This is a genomic window from Bradyrhizobium sp. CAR08 (assembly GCF_052871955.1).
In genome coordinates this window covers 15,696-31,693 of record NZ_JBIXJX010000012.1, presented here as the reverse complement: position 1 = coordinate 31,693, position 15,998 = coordinate 15,696, and the positions used below count along the sequence as shown (strand labels likewise).

Here is a 15,998-nt window from a genome sequence, read left to right as displayed (position 1 = left end):
CGCCTGCAAAAAAGCCAGCCTCGTAGGGCGGCCGGCAGAAGCACTGGGTCAAAGTCAAGAATTGCAGCCATCCCGCCATGGAGCGCGAGCTGTGAGACCGGTCTTGCTCGTATGGATTCGAGGCCTCCGCGGCCCTACCGCTGAGATTTGGCGGGACAACCTCGAAGTATACCGGAGCCGATCGGCTGAGCAGGTCCTCGCCTCCACGAACTTGCCGATGCCGAAGCACACGAACCACTTGATCGGCTGGCCAGAAAGTATCCTCTCGACCGGGAGCCCGACGATTGAGGCAGGTTGGCGTCCCGCTTCGAGGTTGAGCGGAGTGACCAGGAGTTCAACACGAGCAGATGCACTCGCCGGACGATTTTAGGAATCACTCCCGATCCTGGCCACACACCGATCTGTCATCGGACAAGACAAAAAGAAACCCCGCCAGCATGGGGCCGCCACGATGAGGCGGTCGCCAATCCGACAATGTCCCTGCCACAGAATCATCGCTCCGTCGGGCATATCTAGGGAATGCAGGTGCAGTGTCCGAAATGTCGGGTGATAGCTGCTGTCGGGACCACTAAGTGGTTCTTCGATGGTGGCACATGTCCAGAACTCGATGGATCAGCCGCTGGCGATGCCGGGGACTATCAACAGTGCAACGTTCTCGCCAAGGCGGTGGCGGAAACATTCGCTGCCCACGGGCTTCTAAAGCGCTAGTAGCGGCCGGCCAGCGTCCGGCGGGCTGCCCGCTTACCCTCGGCACGAAGCCATTTCGCACACCGGCGAAATTTTCTTGAAACATAGCAGGTCGAAGCTGATCGCATCAGCTACGGGGATGCCACATGCTAGTCCTGATGAACCTGATTTGGCGCCGCCTTGCCTACACAATGCTGATCGGTATGCGCTCTAAGCTCGTCCGGCAGTAAGGACTAGGCGGCTGTCCGTTAGGAGGCCACCACCATGCCCAAACAGATCGCGATAGCCCTTTGGTCCTTGGCCGCTGCGTGCGTTGTCGCATTCAGCTTGGCAGCGTTGGTTGCATCACACTAGAAGCGAAAAACCCGCCAGCTCCGGTAGCCGGCGGGTTCTCTATGCCCATGCGTACCGCGGTACTGCGGGCCTGAGCCGGCGCTTTAATTCCCTTCGTATCGCGGTAGTCGCCCAAAGTAGCGCGGTCTCAGCAACCGCCATCGACCCGGTGCGGTCCTGTCGGCGGCCGCAGAGACTGACGAGGGCCCTGCGGGATCGAGATATGGCTGTATGAGCGATCTCAGGCCGCTTGCACTGGTCCAGCCATTTTGCAGAAATTCGGAATAGACCTCTGCGACGATTTAATTTGATTTAATTGCGCCTTTAAGATAACGATCGTTTTAAATCGCATTTTCGATTTAATTCGACGGGCCCAAGATTTGATTGGCTTCCCAGATTCTCGCAGTAGGTGCCCGAGACAATCGATTTGCGCTCTGCGGGGCGAACCCTTAACTCGGAGGAAAACTATGGCGCAGAACAGTTCGCATTCGACACGCATCGTAAAGTCTGGCTCAATCAGCTTCGGCCGTTCAAAAGCAGATTGCTTGATCCGCAGCATCTCTGAATACGGTGCCGCCCTTGATGTTGCAGGAGATGAAAAGATTCCCGACGAATTCGCGCTGACTGTCATTCCGGACGGTGGCCCACGTCGCTGTTCAGTCGTCTGGCGTAAAGAAAAACGTATCGCTGTCGCATTCTATTGACACGCCACCAACTCATGCCGATGCAGATCGAAGATCTTAGGGCAAAGCGCTGACTCTGGAAGAGGTATCACCTGCGCGTCGAACGCCAAGACAAGGCGATCCGTCTATTCACGCGCAACGGCCACGACTGGACCTCCGCTTCCCCTGGATCGTCCAGGCCGCACTGGAGAACCGCGCGCAACACTTCGTCGTGGACGGCGAAGCCGTAGTTGCTCGGCGTCGTCGTCGCCATCTGAGCGAGCAGAATTACGCATGGAACGCCCCTACAATAATCATACACAAAAACTGCGAGGCCGCTAACGCGGTAAATGTGGCCCAGTACAACGTTTGCATTAACTGGCGTCAAGATGCTTCTACCGGATACAACGGGCGCCTTTCGCTGAAATGAAAAGCCCGCCCACCTGGGAGCCGGCGGGATGACTAGGATTGCGATCCGGACAGACTGCGAAATTACTTTAGCACAAAGGCACGCCAGCGAGAACCGGCGGATGGTGGGCAATCGAAAGCTTTCAAAATGCGCCCGCCTGCTACGTGCTGAGCAACCGCAGGACCGAGCCGCATCACAGATCAACAGGTGGCGTACCAACCATCCGGAAGCGGTAGCAGAGGCCAGGTGCCCGCGTTGTCATTCGCGACCTCGGGCATGACCTTGATGGTTCTCCGCCCACTCGCACCCTCAGTAGGAGTGGAAGAGAGGCAGGCAGCAGGCGCACGCCCGCGACCATGGGAGCGTTGCTCCGAAAGCTCTGTGCTGAAGTGGGTAGACTCGATGGAGGGCATAAAGTGCAGTCCGCGCGCTGGAAGCGCTGAAATTGAATGGAGGGAAAACGCCCGGCTCAGATCACGCCCACAATGATCAAAACTCCGACCTCCACCAGTAGGAGCGTACCCGTTGCTGCGGAGATGATAAACCAATCACCTAATGACAGGAACTGCATGATTCGCCTCCCAATTTGCCAAAGAAGCGGCCCCTACATCCATTGGACGGCGTGAGCAGGGGGCACGATAATGGGGCCGCTTCCAGGAGGTCCTTGACGCGTGCGTCCGGCGCCAAGCATTCGCATCCTAATCCAAATTTAAATCTCGTCTAGCATTTAATTAAGGTAATTCATTTTTATTGTTCCATATTTAATCGGGTGACATTTGAAAAGATTGCAAGCCGCCGATCTCCTGGTTGAGCGAGCCAGGGGTGCTTTTTTGGCGGGGAGCTATCTATCTGCTTGGTCGCGCCATTCGAGCGGCGAGCTCGGGCCCGACCTACATCGGGCCGCCGCCGCATGGGGTTTGTTGGTATCGACGCCCACAAAAGGAAGCGGTCAGCGACGATCCGGACGCACCTGGAGGGGCACGACTTTGCCCATGTCGCTGTGACCGGAGCGCCGGCTTTGCAGCTTCACCACCTGCTCGAGTTCGAGAGCCTCTATGGCGAGCTCATCTGCCAAGCGTTCGAAAAGTGCGCGCTTTTGCGGGTCGCTCGATCGCCTGCTCATAAGGACCAAATCCGCGGCATCAGCACGGAGTTTGTCCAATTTTTCCCTTAGGTCCGCCATGGTATTGGCCCCGTCCTAGACCCACCTCGTCATGCGGTGACGGGATGCAGGTCAACGGCGGAACACGCTATGGGTTCTTCGTTAACCGATTGTTAGGGCGTGGACTCATGGGCGCGAAGCCATAGCAAGTCTACTCGCCGCTTCGCTCGCAGCTACAAACCCCGCTTTGTGATGCCGGGAACGCGTTTGGGCGAAACGGTTGTTCGTCGCTCGACCTGCGCTTTGGCGTCCAGCACTTTATCGCCAGCTCGCGCGGCGCGCGGCCGGCTCACCTGGTCTGAAAGACTGGGGCCCTTTCCAAACGTTCCGACCGGGGGACCATTTGTCGCGTGACCACCACTGATGTTTCCTTTGGCCTGTGCTGCCGGGGCTGATGCGTTTCGGGAGGGTAATGAGCCGATGATGATCTGGTCCTCGTTGCTTGTACCCGTCCCAATCGCCCCGATCGGCAGGCCATTTTGCGCGTGACCAACCCCGACATTTCTTGCGGCCTGCGCGGCCGTCCGCGACTTTGTCGGCGTGGCGGGTTCAACGTTCGGATTGTTCAATTGATTGTTGGTGCTCGGATTTGCGCCGGTGGCGGTGTCTTTCGTCCCCATTCCGGCAGGCGCTGAGGGACCAGCGCCGGCGCTACCCGCATTCGTCCCCATTCCGGCAGGCGCCGACGGACCAGCGCTGGCGCTGCTCGCGCTTGTCCCCGTGCCCGCACCCGCCGACCCAGCATTTGCGGCGCCTCCTGGCGCGAGGACCAGCAGAGCTGAGCTGGCGACGATGGCGGCGAGCACCAAAGGGGTGGCATGGGGCATTGGACGATCTCCTTGCCAGACCGTTAACCATGATCCCCCGGCGCGGTTCCTCTGCGCCATGGCGGGTTCTGCCGCATAGTGCTGGACCGCACGCGCGCCCTCGATTGGTCGCACGCAAAGCGCAAAACCGCGCGAGCTACTATTGCCGATTCAAGGTGCCATTGCAGATTAGTCAGCAGCTCTGACGGAGGTGGCCGCTTTAATGTAACACTCGGGTTGCTTCTGCTAGCCGGACCTTCTCTCTCAGCTCCTCAAGATCCTCGAGCGCGTCGAGTAGTTGCATCAGATTGCGGGTAACATGTGCCAGATTGGGCTTTGGGCGTTTGAAGATTCGAATTTTTGGTCCCATTGCTAGACGTCTCCTCGCAACGAAAATCACTGGTCCGACTGATTGGCAAGGAGCGTGCCATCTGAGCGTCCGCGGAGAGCTCCGGTGATGGGAACGCCAGTCGCGCTCCCGCCCCAATCTAACAGGGAAGGAGAGCGCCAAAGGCTTCACCATCCCCCACATTGGGACGATTATCTCCCTCCCGGTTGCGAGTGAACTATGGGCTGCAAGCCGCGCGATGGCGGCAGCTGCGGAGCAAGCAACAGCCCTCGGCGCTCCGCACCGAGGTCTCGCAGCGATCGGACGCGTTGAAAACAGCTAATCCCTAGTCCTGCACGGCCTGGTCGGTCTGCAGCGGCGCGTGTGGCCGCCCCCTGTCTTGCGGCCGCGGAACGGTTGGCACAGGTTTGCGGATCGTGGCGGCAATTGGCCTGGGCAACGGCACTGGCGTCTTGGGGCGTAGGATCTGCTCGGAAGCGTTGGTGGTGATGCCGGCCAATTGTTCTTGGACCATCCTAAGCTGCTCGGCGGCATCCGCTCTGTCTCGCACCATTTGTGCCTGGACCGCCGTAAGCCGGTCGGAGAGCTGGCCAAGGTCGCGAACGATTTGATCTTGGCTGGCCTTGAGCTGCTCGATCGCTTGCGGCGGGTTCGTAAGGTCGCCCGCCAATCCCTGGAGCGCCAGCTCCGGCGAACTGGGGCCGGCTGCCTGGATCGCATCGTGCGGTGTAGTCAGCGGCCCCGGTTGCTGAAGTGCCACATAGGTTGCACTCGTCTGAGTGGTAGGCAGAGCCGAGGAGATCTCGGCTCTTTCTTGCGGCAACGAAGGTGAAACGGCACGCGCGGACCACCGATACATCATTGCTCTGACCGCATCGCCGTCGGATGACTGCGCTGCAAGAGCAGCTAAACAGATGCCGCTTGCCAACAGCAGACCGATCAGGCCGCGCAGTGCCGGCCTTCCGCGCAATGAGCTCGCCCCGCGGTCGGGTGGTCGAAACCATTTCGCGGAATTCTTCGGCTGAGAAGGGTGGCGCGTGCCATCCTGATCTAACTTGGAAAGCTGTTCGTTGACACGCGCCAGCTGTTCATCTGCACGTGCGATCTGATCATAGGCGTGGACGAGCCGTTCATCCGCGCGCGCAACAAGCTCGACGTCTTCTGGTGAGAGCGCGGGACCATGAATTTGTGAGCCGGGATATATCGGTTTAATCGGCGAATGCATCGGCGTTCCCCATCGCACCCAATGTCACCCGGACCGAGGCCGAGCATTAAATCGGGCAGGTCCACACTCCCCAATGCCGGTTTGACCAAAGCAAGGCCACAAGATGAAAACCGGAGGGCGGATTTTCGGCGACAGCGCACAGGGCTCTAATCCGTCGAGGGTCTTCGGGAACGACGGACGGCGGCGCATCGCCCGGAAATCCGACGGAGCTGGCCCTCGCGGTTCGCGGGCCCATTCAAAGCGGTCGTAGTCCCACCGACTGCACGCTTCTCCCCCAAGCCCGCCACCAGGGCATCTCGACCACTCTCGAAGACCTGACTTTGGTGGTTACAACCCTGGCGCTGCACGCCACGAACTCCGCCGCGCGCATCGAGCAGATGCCTGCCAGCGGATGCATCTTCGTTGCGGCGAATTCGTTTCCTTGTCGCGATCGTAAACCGTTTTGAGGCCGCGGCTTCGGCCTTTCTGACCCGCTCTCGTAGCTCGATGAGCTGACGGTACTCGGCTTCCAGCGGGTCGCGATAGGAGAACTGGTGCACGATAGTTCGAATCCATACGACGAATATCGAATCATGGAAATCGAACTCGTTTTCAGGCAACCCCCGCTAACTGGTGGTTCGGGAAAAAAAATGTCCGATCGACACGACGATATTCCGTCTCGGCAAGTTGGCAACGAATGTCACTCGTTAAGCTTGATGCTACCGAGGAGGCTGGATTGCGCCCGAGCTCGTGAACCGCCTACACGGAAGCTGTGGGATCGAGATGATCCTGATGCGCTGGAGCATCAGTTATCACCGCGCGCTAGCTTCGCGACGGCCCGACGGAGCTTGACTTCGATACACCGACCGCAGATCAACTCGCCGTCCCCGGCCGGTGGCGCAAGAACTATCAGCTCTTCTGGCGCGAACTCTTCTTCGCAGTGATCGCAGCGGGGGATTTCGAGCATCCGCGCATTTGCTCACGCAGTTGTGGCGGAATTCGATTGCCTCTTTACCCGACCGCTCGCAAGAGCTTGGTCAATACCCACGGCCGAGCTGCACCAAGTTCGTTCCCAATCGGGAACGTTGCTGAAGAAATCCCGGACGTTGCAGATTTACAACCCGCGCAGCCATTCGCGATACTAAGCTCGTCCATGGAGACGACCAGACATGCTTACTTCAACATGATCGCGGGGGGCGAAATGTATGATGTCTATCGCAATGACAGGCGCTTCTTGCTCGTTCTAAGTTCAGGCTCTCCCGTGCCCGTGCTTTACTCTGCACATAAGTGGCGGAAGAGCAGGAAACGAGTTCTCAAGGTCAGCGACGAAATCAAGTCAGCCGTTCAGGCACAAGGCTATTACGTCCGCAGCCTGCGGATCAAGGAGCGAATGATCGACGTCGAGTAGGTGGCGAGCGGGTGTTCTCGTTGGCGCGTTTGATCACCAGCAAGCCGCCATAAGCGCGCTGTTCCGCGTCGTCAACCGCCATGTCGGCAACTTCGCACCGATGCCGGGGTGTTTCCGAACCATTCGGATCGGGGCTTTTCGGAGGGTGCGAGATCCTCACGATTGCGGGTGGGCATGCCGCCTAGCACGGGCGGGCCGCCCTTACGTCTCAAACGGAACTCGATGAGCGGGCCGAGATTTTGGCTTTTTCATTGAACCTTTAATCGAACTGTCGGACGAACCTTCAATCGGAAACCGGAGGTTTCCCATGAAGCGTCTGATCTCATCTGCAATCGCCGCCGTTGCCCTCCTCATTGTTGCAACCACTATGCTGTGGTCTTACACACCTTCGGCTGAGCGCCATGTCACCCGTACAGCCATAGGTCATTGCAAGAATTTCCACAGCCTGGCCGGGACAAAAGCGTCCGAACTATTGCCTTACTAAGCGCCAGTAAAATGCGTCGAGACGATGCTGACCTGTAGCAGGTGGCTGGATGCCACGCCGACATGGGAGTAGGCGAAGGCGCTGCAATGGCCCGTTGCCGGATGATGTGCTCAAGATCGTTATGCGCGGGACCGAGAAAGAAGCTAATCGGGCGGTTTGAACCGGGAACTGGTTTGGCAGCTTAGCTCGCCGCCGCGCCATCCAACCGCGCCAGCCCAGCCTCAATCACGGCGATATCCTCCTCGATCTGCTGGATGGTTGGCCGGAAATCAAAACCCGTACGTGCCTTTAGATCCACCGCCAGTTTCCGGCGCTGCATGCGGAGATCATCCAGAGCCCTCCGATTGTTCAAGCGAACGTAACCGTCCACAATCAGCTCGATTGCGTTTGGCATCCCACCCCCTGTCGTGATCGACCGGCGCCGAACCGCTTACACACTTCAAAACGGCATCTCTTCGCAAATTGTGTGCAGCAGCCCAAGCCGACCTGACGCCAGGAGAGCAAGGGGGCTGCACAGTTTAATGGAAAGACCGGCTCCCAATATCGCGATTGCGCGTTGTTCATCCCTTTCGAGATCGCCCCATGAGATGCCGTCCATGACGGGTCTCCGTCGCAAAAGAACTATTTAAAATCCAAACGCGCGACCGATCTGCCGCAGCATAGCCATGGCCGCGTCGGTGTACCGACCGTGGGTCAGGTATTGATCCACTTGCGCTGTACTGATCAGCGCAACAACGAAGACCGTGAAGCCCTTAAGCATTGGGGCGTCTCCTGAAAGAGACCGCCAACCGGGCGTGTCGAATAGACTGTTCTCAGAATGCGCTGCCGCATAATGCGACTGTATGTAAATGGTGACAGTGACCGGTAACCAATCCCTTAACCGGCGTTAGGTGCGCGCGCCAAGGGACGAGGCGAAGGCGCTGCAAGAGCCGTTGCTCATGTGCTCAAGGTCGTGATGCGAGAGTTAGGAAAGGAAGATTAGCCGCTGCACAGAGGCGCGCGGTTCCTCGATAGCGCAAACAAGAAGCGGCGAGTGTTAGTCCCCACAAAATGGAAGTCACTTCTTCATGGCGTCTGCTGCATCGGGGGACCACGAACGGATTTCCGGTCTATTGTTTGACATCGCCCATCCATGCCAGCAAAAGAACCGCGAGTTCCATTGTAGGGCAGAGCTAACTGACTCTTCTCCGCCTAAAGATCCTCGAACGAGACCCCGATAAGATTTCCACTCAACCAGACTAGGCGGCAACTTCGGATGATGCGATCTTTCTCGAGCATTAGTTTGAATGTGGAGGCCACGTGCCGCTTCGACGGAAGCTCAACTGCTGCCCCTTCTTCCGACATGTTGACCACGCGGCAGCGTAAGCTGGCGCCGTCGCCTGAAATGTAGGCGACCTCGTCCACATCGATGCGCTCCAGCTTTCGACGTTCTATCATTTTATTATAGCCGCAACGAGATCATCTTCGCCTGATGTGCACCTTGTCTCTAGCAGCTTAAATTGTCGCGCAATCTGTGTTGCTAGGTCTGATCGTTCCTTAGCAAGAGCTTTTCTTTGCTCAAGCATGTCGTGTCCGTCACGCTCGAGCACCTGGATCAAGGTGGTTTGACTTTCGATATAAAGCTGTTTGGTTGCGATTGCTCGCGCGATAGCCGCTAGTTCATCATTGCAATCCGAAGTCATTAGCAATCTCATGGCTGGCCTGTCGGCGAGTAAAGCTACATCCTACCTGGCCTTACCTGCGAAAACGTTACACTTGTCCCAGCAGCCCGGCGCCTTCTTTTCCAACGGATTAGTCTGAAGGCGCACACGCGACACATTCTCCCGTTTGTGCGGCGCCAAACGGATTTGCCGCCTTGTCCGTACTCTTACGGACGTTGCGCATCCGCAAGCTTTGACGTCTACTTCTGATTGTTTTTATGACGATCTTTGTTTCCCGACGAGAGGGCCCATGAGCGTTAAAGCCATGATGGCGATGATCCTCCAGGACCAACTGGCCTTGCGAGGCGTGCATTCGCTGAAGGCGTCTGACTACGACCAGATCGTAGAACTTCTGATTGAGCAGCTCAGAGAGCTGGAGCTGAGCTTGGCTGTGCGAGAGATTACCGACAAGCCCCGGGAATAGCAGCAGCACCCGATTTTTTAAGGGAGGACGAAGACGAATGCGGAGATTATTGTTCAGACACCGGTGCCCAAAGCCGACAACCGCTACTGGCTGATCCGATAGAACAGTGGCGGATACCCGGCCAATCGGGTCCAGAGCCACGCGTTGGTGCGGCCTTCAGTCAGATTTTCCGTGCAGCAATCTCTTCGACCTTTATCAACGTTCGTTCGAATTCGGATTTGAGATATTGCTCGTGCGCCAGGTCTGTTGGCGTCAGCAGAAATGCGACTTTCACGAAAAAGCGGTTCAACAGCGAAGTAATTAAAAGATTGTCCGAGTGTTTCGACCGGAGCGCCGTAAGTCGGCGACGCATCTCGATGAGATCAAGCGTTTCGTGGTCCGGCTGCTCTCTCAAGTGAAGCTCGCGCGACTATCCAGCGTCGAAGTCGCTGCACCGACTATAATAGTGCGGCGACTTCGCTGGGGTGGAGCGGACAAGGACAATGTCCGTGTGCGCAAACTAGTCCTCTAGCGCGCGGCCGCAATCGCGGTCTGGAATTAAGCTTGATGTTCGTGTTGCAAGTTAATTCTGGAACTGAGCAGGGCGAACGATAGGAGGTGTTGAATTTCGGATGCACTGCCCGGGCTGTTCAATGTTGAGCGCAACGTGGACACTCCCCATCTGCTGCTTTGCCGAGCTGTCATGCGAATTCTTGTCTGAGGTCTTGCGTCTCCCAACGTGCACCATCGCTCCTGACGATCTTCTTGGCGCGTTCGAAGGCGTGGCTTTCCGCTGCATCGTCGCCGACGCGGACATCCTAAAGACGTTGGCCGTCTTCCGGCTCGGCCCCAGGGCGATCATCGGCGGCTCGTGCGTGACGCGCTTCGTCTCTCATCTGAGAGGCAAGCCGGCAATTGATTAGCTAATCCGGTGAGGGTCCTTGCGACGCTCTTCAACAAAATTGCTCGTTCGGTGTGGAAATAGCGGATGATTTAGCAAGGGCCTGTATTCAATCGCGAGTTCTTGACGTCGGGCAGCAACATACAACCAACGACCGGTCTGTCCGGTAGCGGGCACACCCACCTGACTGGAGGCCGGCTCGCGGCCTTGTAAATAATAAAAGGAACTTAATTTGTTTAATTGATTTAAATTTCGTTCGGCTTAATATCCGCACGCCACCAACCGGAGTCAAGCATGCCAAGCGCCACAGAAGACGAGGATCGCCGCGAGTTCTTAAAGACCTGCGGTAGGTTTGCCGTCGTGACGCCTCCAGCGATGACGCTACTGCTATCAACATCGCTGACGTCTAACGCCATTGCGCGGTCTGGCGGGGGCAGCTCGCATGAGCACCACCACCACCACCACCACCATCATGACGACTAAGGCAGTGGCATTTCGATAGGCGGTGCCTTGGGCAACGCCGTAGGCGATCATGCCGGCCTTACGCCGTCGCCGGCATGGAGTGGGCGGCCCTGGGGCGCTCCTGAAGCCCCCCTGCGCTCCAGGGCGCTTTCCACAGGCGCACGACCCCGATCCGGGCGAACATCACCGGCGCGCCTCGCTCCGCGACCAGTAGCAGCACTTTCATTCTGGCCGATCGCCGACCGGCATCCCACCTCGCTTGTTGGGCGCGAATCGGCGAACTGTATAGGCAGGCGTAGGCGTGCAACAGGCTGGGGGCCGCTGGTGAGAAGGTGGACGCCGGAAGATCATCAGCGGCTGATCGCTATGGCCGCCGCAGGAAATCGACCCGACGACATCGCTCGCGCGCTGGGGCATGGACAGAACCGGCTGTGCGAGGTCGCGCGCATCTCCACAACATCCCCTTGCGATTGGTGACGCAAAAGCGGAAGTGAACCGGAGTTGAGGCGGCCTCATTCTCGCGTAGGGGGGACCTGATTGAGGAGCTGCGAGATCGCCGTGACAAGTTGGGCCGGGGCAAATGGCTTCTGCAACAGGATGCTGTTCGGGACGCCCTGGGACGCCCAATCGTCGGCCGCAGCGCCGGGCATGTAGATCACGGGAAACGTCGGCTCTCATTCTCGAAACTGTCTGGCCAAGTCCCAGCCGCTGAGCGAGCCCATAACGTTCACGTCCGCAACAAGCGCCCGATACTCTTTCATTCCGCTCTTAGAGTCAGAGCTATCGGTTTAATCGGCGAATGCATCGGCGTTCCCCATCGCACCCGATGTCCCCCGGACCGAGGCCGAGCATTAAGTCCGGCAAGTCCACACTCCCCAACGCCGGTTTGACCAAAGCAAGGCCACAAGATGAAAACCGGAGGGCGGACTTTCGGCGACAGCTCCGCGCACAGGACTCTAATCCGTCGAGGATCTTCGGGAAAGACGGACAACGGCGCATCGCCCGGCAACCCGACGGAGCTGGCCCTCGCGGTTCGCGGGCCCATTCAAAGCGGTCGTAGTCCCACCGACTGCACGCTTCTCCCCCAAGCCCGCCACCAGGGCATCTCGACCACTCTCGACGACCTGACTTTGGTGGTTACAACCCTGGCGCTGCACGCCACGAACTCCGCCGCGCGCATCGAGCAGATGCCTGCCAGCGGATGCATCTTCGTTGCGGCGAATTCCCTTCCTTGTCGCGATCGTAAACCGCTTTGAGGCCGCGGCTTCGGCCTGTCTGACCCGCTCTCGTCCCTCGATGAGCTGACGGTACTCGGCTTCCAGCGGGTCGCGATAGGAGAACTGCGCGGCTGGTGCACGATAGTTCGAATTTCCATACGACGAATATCGAATCATGGAAATCGAACCCGTTTTCAGGCCACCCCCGCTAACTGATGGTTCGGGAACAAAAATGCCCGATCGACGCGACGATATTCCGTCTCGGCAAGTTGGCAACGAATGTCACTCGGTAAGCTTGATGCTACCGAGATACGTTAAACCTGGAACTGCTACCAGAAATGGATCTGCTTGAGCTGTGGAGAATAGTGAAAACCAGAAGAAATAAGAGCGCAGCTCGCATTTAATCCGACGCAGTGAGTCGGAGTGCCTGAAGTGCCGGACATTTGGTTTCCACTTCTCGCGACCGCCATCGTCGGCACACTCCTTTTCCTGGCGTTCCGACGATAGCGCGCCGTGTGGCAATAAATCCTCAGCGGCCGCTGAAATCGCGGTTCCCTACGTGATGCCTTTGACTGTGCATAAACAGGAAGGTTCACTTCCAAGACAGGAGGTGGACGTGAGTACCTGGTTGCTCATTTTTCTAGTTATTTTGAGCGTGGGCATTTTAATCGCACACGCTATCGACGCGATGCGCTCCTGAATCGCCGGACGTCACGTGCCATTTAATTGGATTTTCCTGAAGAAGACCAAAATCGCGCACTTGTCTAATCGTAAGCGCTGCTCCGGCTCGAAATAGAGCGGCTGAGGGCTGAGTCTTCCCGCATCGCTCGTCAAGGCGAGGCAGACTGGTGAGTCGGGAAGCAAGACAAAGGAATGCATGTTGGTTTTGGCACTAACAAGGCGAAGGCTGTCTTCGCGCAGCTATGCAAGTCGCAAAGCGTTCATTGTTCAGACGCCTAGCGGCTAAGTTTGCTCTCTCAAGAGAGAAGAAGCCCCGCGGATCACCACCCGGAGAGCGAGACCGACATCGGCTCGCGCCTTACTAATGCTAGCAGAAGGAGGGAGAACCACCGCATGAAAGCCGCGCAAATCGGGCGTTATTCGCAATGCTCAGCAGACGCCCTGAAACTAACCTCCTGCGAAACGATCCACCGCCCGATGGGAAAGAGCCGCGCGAGCCGATATTCGGCCCCGGAGACAGCCCCGTGTTGAGATCCACGCTCCTGCGCCTTCCGCGCCAGCGTTTCGCGGCGCTCGCTTGCAGCTGTCGAACTGCGGGACCTTTCGAGATTAGGTAGCCAAGGCCAAGCAGAGATCTCGTCGTCATCGGCCAAAACGCGCGATCTGCCGATTTTCCTTGGCGCGGGATACTACATCCGGCGGATCCAAGCTAACGCGCGCAGATCGCGGCGGTGCCGGGGCAGTAGACGGTGCTGGCGGTGTTTTGTGCGATTGCGAGATCCAAGGCGCGGCCTTGTCTGCGGGCGGCAGTCACCTGGAAGCCGTCCATTTTGCGAATTCGAAAACCGTGAGGCCCGAGCGGCAGGCCAGCAGCAATATCTTGCTTGCCGCTCGCAGCAATCGACGCGCGGCAATCCACCGAGGGAGAGCCTACAGCGAATGTGCGAAAGCGAACAGACCTGATGGGTCAATTTGACTAGTCTCGCGGTGGTCCCAATTGCGGGCCACGTCTTCTGGGGCAGTACCATAGAGGGGCGTGCAATGGACGCTCGTGCGCGACTGGATGGTTGTCATTTCGCTCTGCACCAACATTGTGAGGCACTCGCGTCTCAAGTATCCGAACTTGAGGCCCTTCGAGACCGAGTAGCCAAGGCCGAGCGCAGAATCGTCGGTGCGGCACGCGAAACTGGAGCTGGAAAGGCGGTTTATGAGCGCAGTGCGGTCGGCCCGGCCAGCAACGCGATCATCTGATCAGCGTAAGGGTCCGGGCTTTCAAGACTGACTTCGCTGCTACCCGCCCCAGCCGGGGGGCCGGACTGTGGACATTCGTGATTACCAACCGCAATTTGAGCAGATGTCCCTCGATGAGTTGTGGGCTCTCTACACGGACGTCGACCAGATTCTCGCCGCGAGGATCGTTGCCAAAAAACAAGAACTCGACAGGCGACTCCAACAACTCCACCAAACTTATGGACCGGGCGGTTCATCAGAGCTCAGTGTCCGCGCATCATCGTCGGGTCGCGACCGCCTCTGACAAGGGCGTCGCGCTTGCCGCAAACCCTGCGCGCGAGCGAGGCTCCCCGCCTACGGTGATCGGGCCATCGATCAATGTCTGCCGGCGGTGGCTTCAGCTTGTGGCTGCACCTGTCGTCCTGGCAACAGACCAAGAGACCGCGGCCGGGGAACCAGCTGATGTCATAGCCGGGAGCAATGAAAATGCAAAACCACAGCATCGCCGACGTCAGCTGCGTTATTCTTCAATGCCTGGATGCGTATCAAGTCGCCGAGGTTGAACCGCTCGTGTTGAAGTGTTTCCCGGATATTGACCGCCATACGCTGTGGCAGGCGTACAACGTCGCCTTGGTGGCATACACGTCAGGCACCGGCCTTCACCACCAACAAAAGGAAGCAGCAGCCGCTGCGATAGTGAATTTGGAAAATGCACGGGTTGATCGATCGCCTTAGTGAGTTTCGTTCGGAGACCAAGCTCGGCAGGTCGATCGACGCCAACACCGATGCGATTGTTGGTACACTCGAAACGACCGGCGGCCGCTCAAAGCGTTGGGGTCTGAGCGCGTCAACTTGCGAAGCTAAGTTGAATCGCTTCAACAAAATTGGGTTCGTTCTGCACATTCCGAGTCTCCCTTCATCCCGCGGGCGGAGCCGCGCGCGAACATTCCAGTCGCAGTGCGCCATCTCCGCTCGGGCTCGCCATGGGCTCAAAGCGGTGCTTGAGCAGCTGAAGGGTGTGGTCGGCTGCTTGTGCAAGCCGGCTAGGTGGTCCCCACAGCTTTCCGCCTCCTTGGCGCCCGCAGCAGCCTTTATCCGAGCGCGGCTATGTGCCTGCGCCAGAGAGGCAAAGTCGGACCAACTTATCGCGCCTTGCCTGCGAGCGACGAAGATACCGCTCGACCATCTTGAGGTTGTGGAGGGTACGGAGGCCCGCGCCCGGTCGCAATGGTCCCCACGGCACTCGGGCCAGCTCGCAGTCAGGCACAGTTCCGTACAACTCCGTCAGAAGCGCGCCAGCCACAGCGCGCGCCGCGGTGACATCGAGTTCAGCCTGCGCGATCGATCGCGCCTGCATCAGGTCGATCTGGCCAGGCATTGAGGCGATGATCGCGCGGGCGAGTTGATCGACGCGTTCGAGCCGATCAGAGCCGAACTGCGCTTGCGCGGCCAAACCATGGCGGCGGGCATTTTGGCTCGCCCGGGACTTTCCAGCCGCGGATGCTGGGCCGGTGCTTCGTTTCGCGTTGGCGCGATTGGCGGCGCGTTGACGTTCACTGCTCATCAGTTGGCGGCTTTCGCAAACTCAAAGCTTCCGGTGCAAGATTTTTCCTGCACTCCCGCGCAAGCAGTTGCTCCTGCGCTTGCATGCGCCGATAGAATGCGAGGCCGGCGAGCGCCTTGTCGCGACGCGTGCCCTTCGAGGATTGCAATTGCTCCAGCGCGATCAACGTCGGCAACGAAGTGATCATCGCGTCTGCCTCAATGTTGAGTTCGGTCAGGCCGGCTTCCTCAAGGAGGGCCGCCACCTCGGCCCTTGCATCGGGGTTGCCGCCCGACCAACGCTCGATCAGTGCCACGCGGTCGGCGTCGCTCATCACCGGTCGGTGGCGAACAAGGT

The 15,998-nt window shown here is 58.5% G+C and carries 15 protein-coding genes and 1 pseudogene; 5 read left to right on the top strand and 11 right to left on the bottom strand.

Annotation, left to right across the window (positions count from 1 at the left end; genetic code table 11):
- The first annotated feature begins 1,487 nt into the window (after window positions 1-1,487).
- A complete protein-coding gene (locus ACIPUD_RS24290; RefSeq protein WP_085383467.1) occupies window positions 1,488-1,724 on the top strand; it encodes a hypothetical protein in 237 nt (78 codons plus the stop codon).
- A gap of 1,316 nt (window positions 1,725-3,040) precedes the next feature.
- Here the strand turns inward: ACIPUD_RS24290 and ACIPUD_RS24285 are convergent.
- The 3 genes from ACIPUD_RS24285 to ACIPUD_RS24275 all read right to left on the bottom strand — a co-directional run bounded on the left by ACIPUD_RS24285 (window position 3,041) and on the right by ACIPUD_RS24275 (window position 5,633).
- Window positions 3,041-3,214, bottom strand: coding sequence for a hypothetical protein (locus ACIPUD_RS24285; protein WP_446481694.1), 174 nt, complete (start codon window positions 3,212-3,214; stop codon window positions 3,041-3,043).
- Window positions 3,215-3,426: 212 nt separating this feature from the next.
- Window positions 3,427-3,873, bottom strand: a complete 447-nt coding sequence (locus ACIPUD_RS24280; RefSeq protein WP_240543094.1) for a hypothetical protein — start codon at window positions 3,871-3,873, stop codon at window positions 3,427-3,429.
- Between the two features lie 860 nt (window positions 3,874-4,733).
- Entirely contained in the window at window positions 4,734-5,633 is a 900-nt protein-coding gene (locus ACIPUD_RS24275; RefSeq protein WP_085349980.1) for a hypothetical protein, read from the bottom strand.
- Window positions 5,634-6,813: 1,180 nt separating this feature from the next.
- Here ACIPUD_RS24275 and ACIPUD_RS24270 point away from each other — a divergent pair.
- Window positions 6,814-7,020, top strand: a complete 207-nt coding sequence (locus ACIPUD_RS24270) for a hypothetical protein (protein WP_446481764.1) — start codon at window positions 6,814-6,816, stop codon at window positions 7,018-7,020.
- A gap of 307 nt (window positions 7,021-7,327) precedes the next feature.
- Window positions 7,328-7,504 (top strand): hypothetical protein, encoded by a 177-nt coding sequence (locus ACIPUD_RS24265; RefSeq protein WP_161494789.1) that lies wholly within the window; start codon window positions 7,328-7,330, stop codon window positions 7,502-7,504.
- Window positions 7,505-7,685: 181 nt separating this feature from the next.
- Here ACIPUD_RS24265 and ACIPUD_RS24260 read toward each other — a convergent pair whose 3' ends face one another.
- From ACIPUD_RS24260 to ACIPUD_RS24245, 4 genes are all read right to left on the bottom strand, one after another.
- Window positions 7,686-7,898, bottom strand: coding sequence for a hypothetical protein (locus ACIPUD_RS24260; RefSeq protein ID WP_085359882.1), 213 nt, complete (start codon window positions 7,896-7,898; stop codon window positions 7,686-7,688).
- 45 nt (window positions 7,899-7,943) lie between these two features.
- Window positions 7,944-8,102, bottom strand: coding sequence for a hypothetical protein (locus tag ACIPUD_RS24255; protein WP_446481693.1), 159 nt, complete (start codon window positions 8,100-8,102; stop codon window positions 7,944-7,946).
- Between the two features lie 27 nt (window positions 8,103-8,129).
- On the bottom strand, window positions 8,130-8,264 hold the full coding sequence (locus ACIPUD_RS24250; RefSeq protein ID WP_007595432.1) for a hypothetical protein: 135 nt from the start codon (window positions 8,262-8,264) through the stop codon (window positions 8,130-8,132).
- A gap of 431 nt (window positions 8,265-8,695) precedes the next feature.
- Window positions 8,696-8,941 (bottom strand): PilZ domain-containing protein, encoded by a 246-nt coding sequence (locus ACIPUD_RS24245; RefSeq protein ID WP_018459961.1) that lies wholly within the window; start codon window positions 8,939-8,941, stop codon window positions 8,696-8,698.
- A 513-nt stretch (window positions 8,942-9,454) separates the two neighbouring features.
- Here ACIPUD_RS24245 and ACIPUD_RS24240 point away from each other — a divergent pair.
- Window positions 9,455-9,628: a hypothetical protein gene (locus tag ACIPUD_RS24240; protein WP_166517574.1), complete on the top strand. Its 174-nt coding sequence runs from the start codon at window positions 9,455-9,457 to the stop codon at window positions 9,626-9,628.
- A 160-nt stretch (window positions 9,629-9,788) separates the two neighbouring features.
- Here the strand turns inward: ACIPUD_RS24240 and ACIPUD_RS24235 are convergent, their stop codons facing one another.
- Both ACIPUD_RS24235 and ACIPUD_RS24230 read right to left on the bottom strand, forming a co-directional pair.
- On the bottom strand, window positions 9,789-10,022 hold the full coding sequence (locus ACIPUD_RS24235; RefSeq protein ID WP_446481692.1) for a hypothetical protein: 234 nt from the start codon (window positions 10,020-10,022) through the stop codon (window positions 9,789-9,791).
- A gap of 1,460 nt (window positions 10,023-11,482) precedes the next feature.
- Window positions 11,483-11,740 (bottom strand): annotated as a pseudogene (locus tag ACIPUD_RS24230) (response regulator); the annotation flags it as partial.
- A gap of 2,844 nt (window positions 11,741-14,584) precedes the next feature.
- On the opposite strand from ACIPUD_RS24230, the gene ACIPUD_RS24225 reads away from it, so the two are divergent.
- The gene (locus ACIPUD_RS24225; protein ID WP_446481691.1) at window positions 14,585-14,833 is read left to right on the top strand and encodes a hypothetical protein; all 249 of its coding nucleotides are present in this window, start codon (window positions 14,585-14,587) and stop codon (window positions 14,831-14,833) included.
- A gap of 370 nt (window positions 14,834-15,203) precedes the next feature.
- Here the strand turns inward: ACIPUD_RS24225 and ACIPUD_RS24220 are convergent, their stop codons facing one another.
- A complete protein-coding gene (locus tag ACIPUD_RS24220; RefSeq protein ID WP_446481690.1) occupies window positions 15,204-15,662 on the bottom strand; it encodes a hypothetical protein in 459 nt (152 codons plus the stop codon).
- On the bottom strand, window positions 15,652-15,975 hold the full coding sequence (locus ACIPUD_RS24215; protein ID WP_446481689.1) for a hypothetical protein: 324 nt from the start codon (window positions 15,973-15,975) through the stop codon (window positions 15,652-15,654). Before ACIPUD_RS24215 ends, ACIPUD_RS24220 begins: the two co-directional genes overlap by 11 nt.
- Window positions 15,976-15,998 lie beyond the last annotated feature (23 nt).

What these genes read in the sequence shown, in the direction of transcription:
- ACIPUD_RS24265 (WP_161494789.1), top strand. Translation starts at nt 7,328, where the DNA reads ATGAAGCGTCTGATCTCATCTGCAATCGCCGCCGTTGCCCTCCTCATT.
- ACIPUD_RS24290 (WP_085383467.1), top strand. Translation starts at nt 1,488, where the DNA reads ATGGCGCAGAACAGTTCGCATTCGACACGCATCGTAAAGTCTGGCTCA.
- ACIPUD_RS24250 (WP_007595432.1), bottom strand. Translation starts at nt 8,264, where the DNA reads ATGCTTAAGGGCTTCACGGTCTTCGTTGTTGCGCTGATCAGTACAGCG.
- ACIPUD_RS24260 (WP_085359882.1), bottom strand. Translation starts at nt 7,898, where the DNA reads ATGCCAAACGCAATCGAGCTGATTGTGGACGGTTACGTTCGCTTGAAC.
- ACIPUD_RS24225 (WP_446481691.1), top strand. Translation starts at nt 14,585, where the DNA reads ATGCAAAACCACAGCATCGCCGACGTCAGCTGCGTTATTCTTCAATGC.
- ACIPUD_RS24245 (WP_018459961.1), bottom strand. Translation starts at nt 8,941, where the DNA reads ATGATAGAACGTCGAAAGCTGGAGCGCATCGATGTGGACGAGGTCGCC.
- ACIPUD_RS24220 (WP_446481690.1), bottom strand. Translation starts at nt 15,662, where the DNA reads ATGAGCAGTGAACGTCAACGCGCCGCCAATCGCGCCAACGCGAAACGA.
- ACIPUD_RS24280 (WP_240543094.1), bottom strand. Translation starts at nt 3,873, where the DNA reads ATGGGGACGAAAGACACCGCCACCGGCGCAAATCCGAGCACCAACAAT.
- ACIPUD_RS24275 (WP_085349980.1), bottom strand. Translation starts at nt 5,633, where the DNA reads ATGCATTCGCCGATTAAACCGATATATCCCGGCTCACAAATTCATGGT.
- ACIPUD_RS24255 (WP_446481693.1), bottom strand. Translation starts at nt 8,102, where the DNA reads ATGGACGGCATCTCATGGGGCGATCTCGAAAGGGATGAACAACGCGCA.
- ACIPUD_RS24285 (WP_446481694.1), bottom strand. Translation starts at nt 3,214, where the DNA reads ATGAGCAGGCGATCGAGCGACCCGCAAAAGCGCGCACTTTTCGAACGC.
- ACIPUD_RS24270 (WP_446481764.1), top strand. Translation starts at nt 6,814, where the DNA reads ATGTATGATGTCTATCGCAATGACAGGCGCTTCTTGCTCGTTCTAAGT.
- ACIPUD_RS24240 (WP_166517574.1), top strand. Translation starts at nt 9,455, where the DNA reads ATGAGCGTTAAAGCCATGATGGCGATGATCCTCCAGGACCAACTGGCC.
- ACIPUD_RS24215 (WP_446481689.1), bottom strand. Translation starts at nt 15,975, where the DNA reads ATGAGCGACGCCGACCGCGTGGCACTGATCGAGCGTTGGTCGGGCGGC.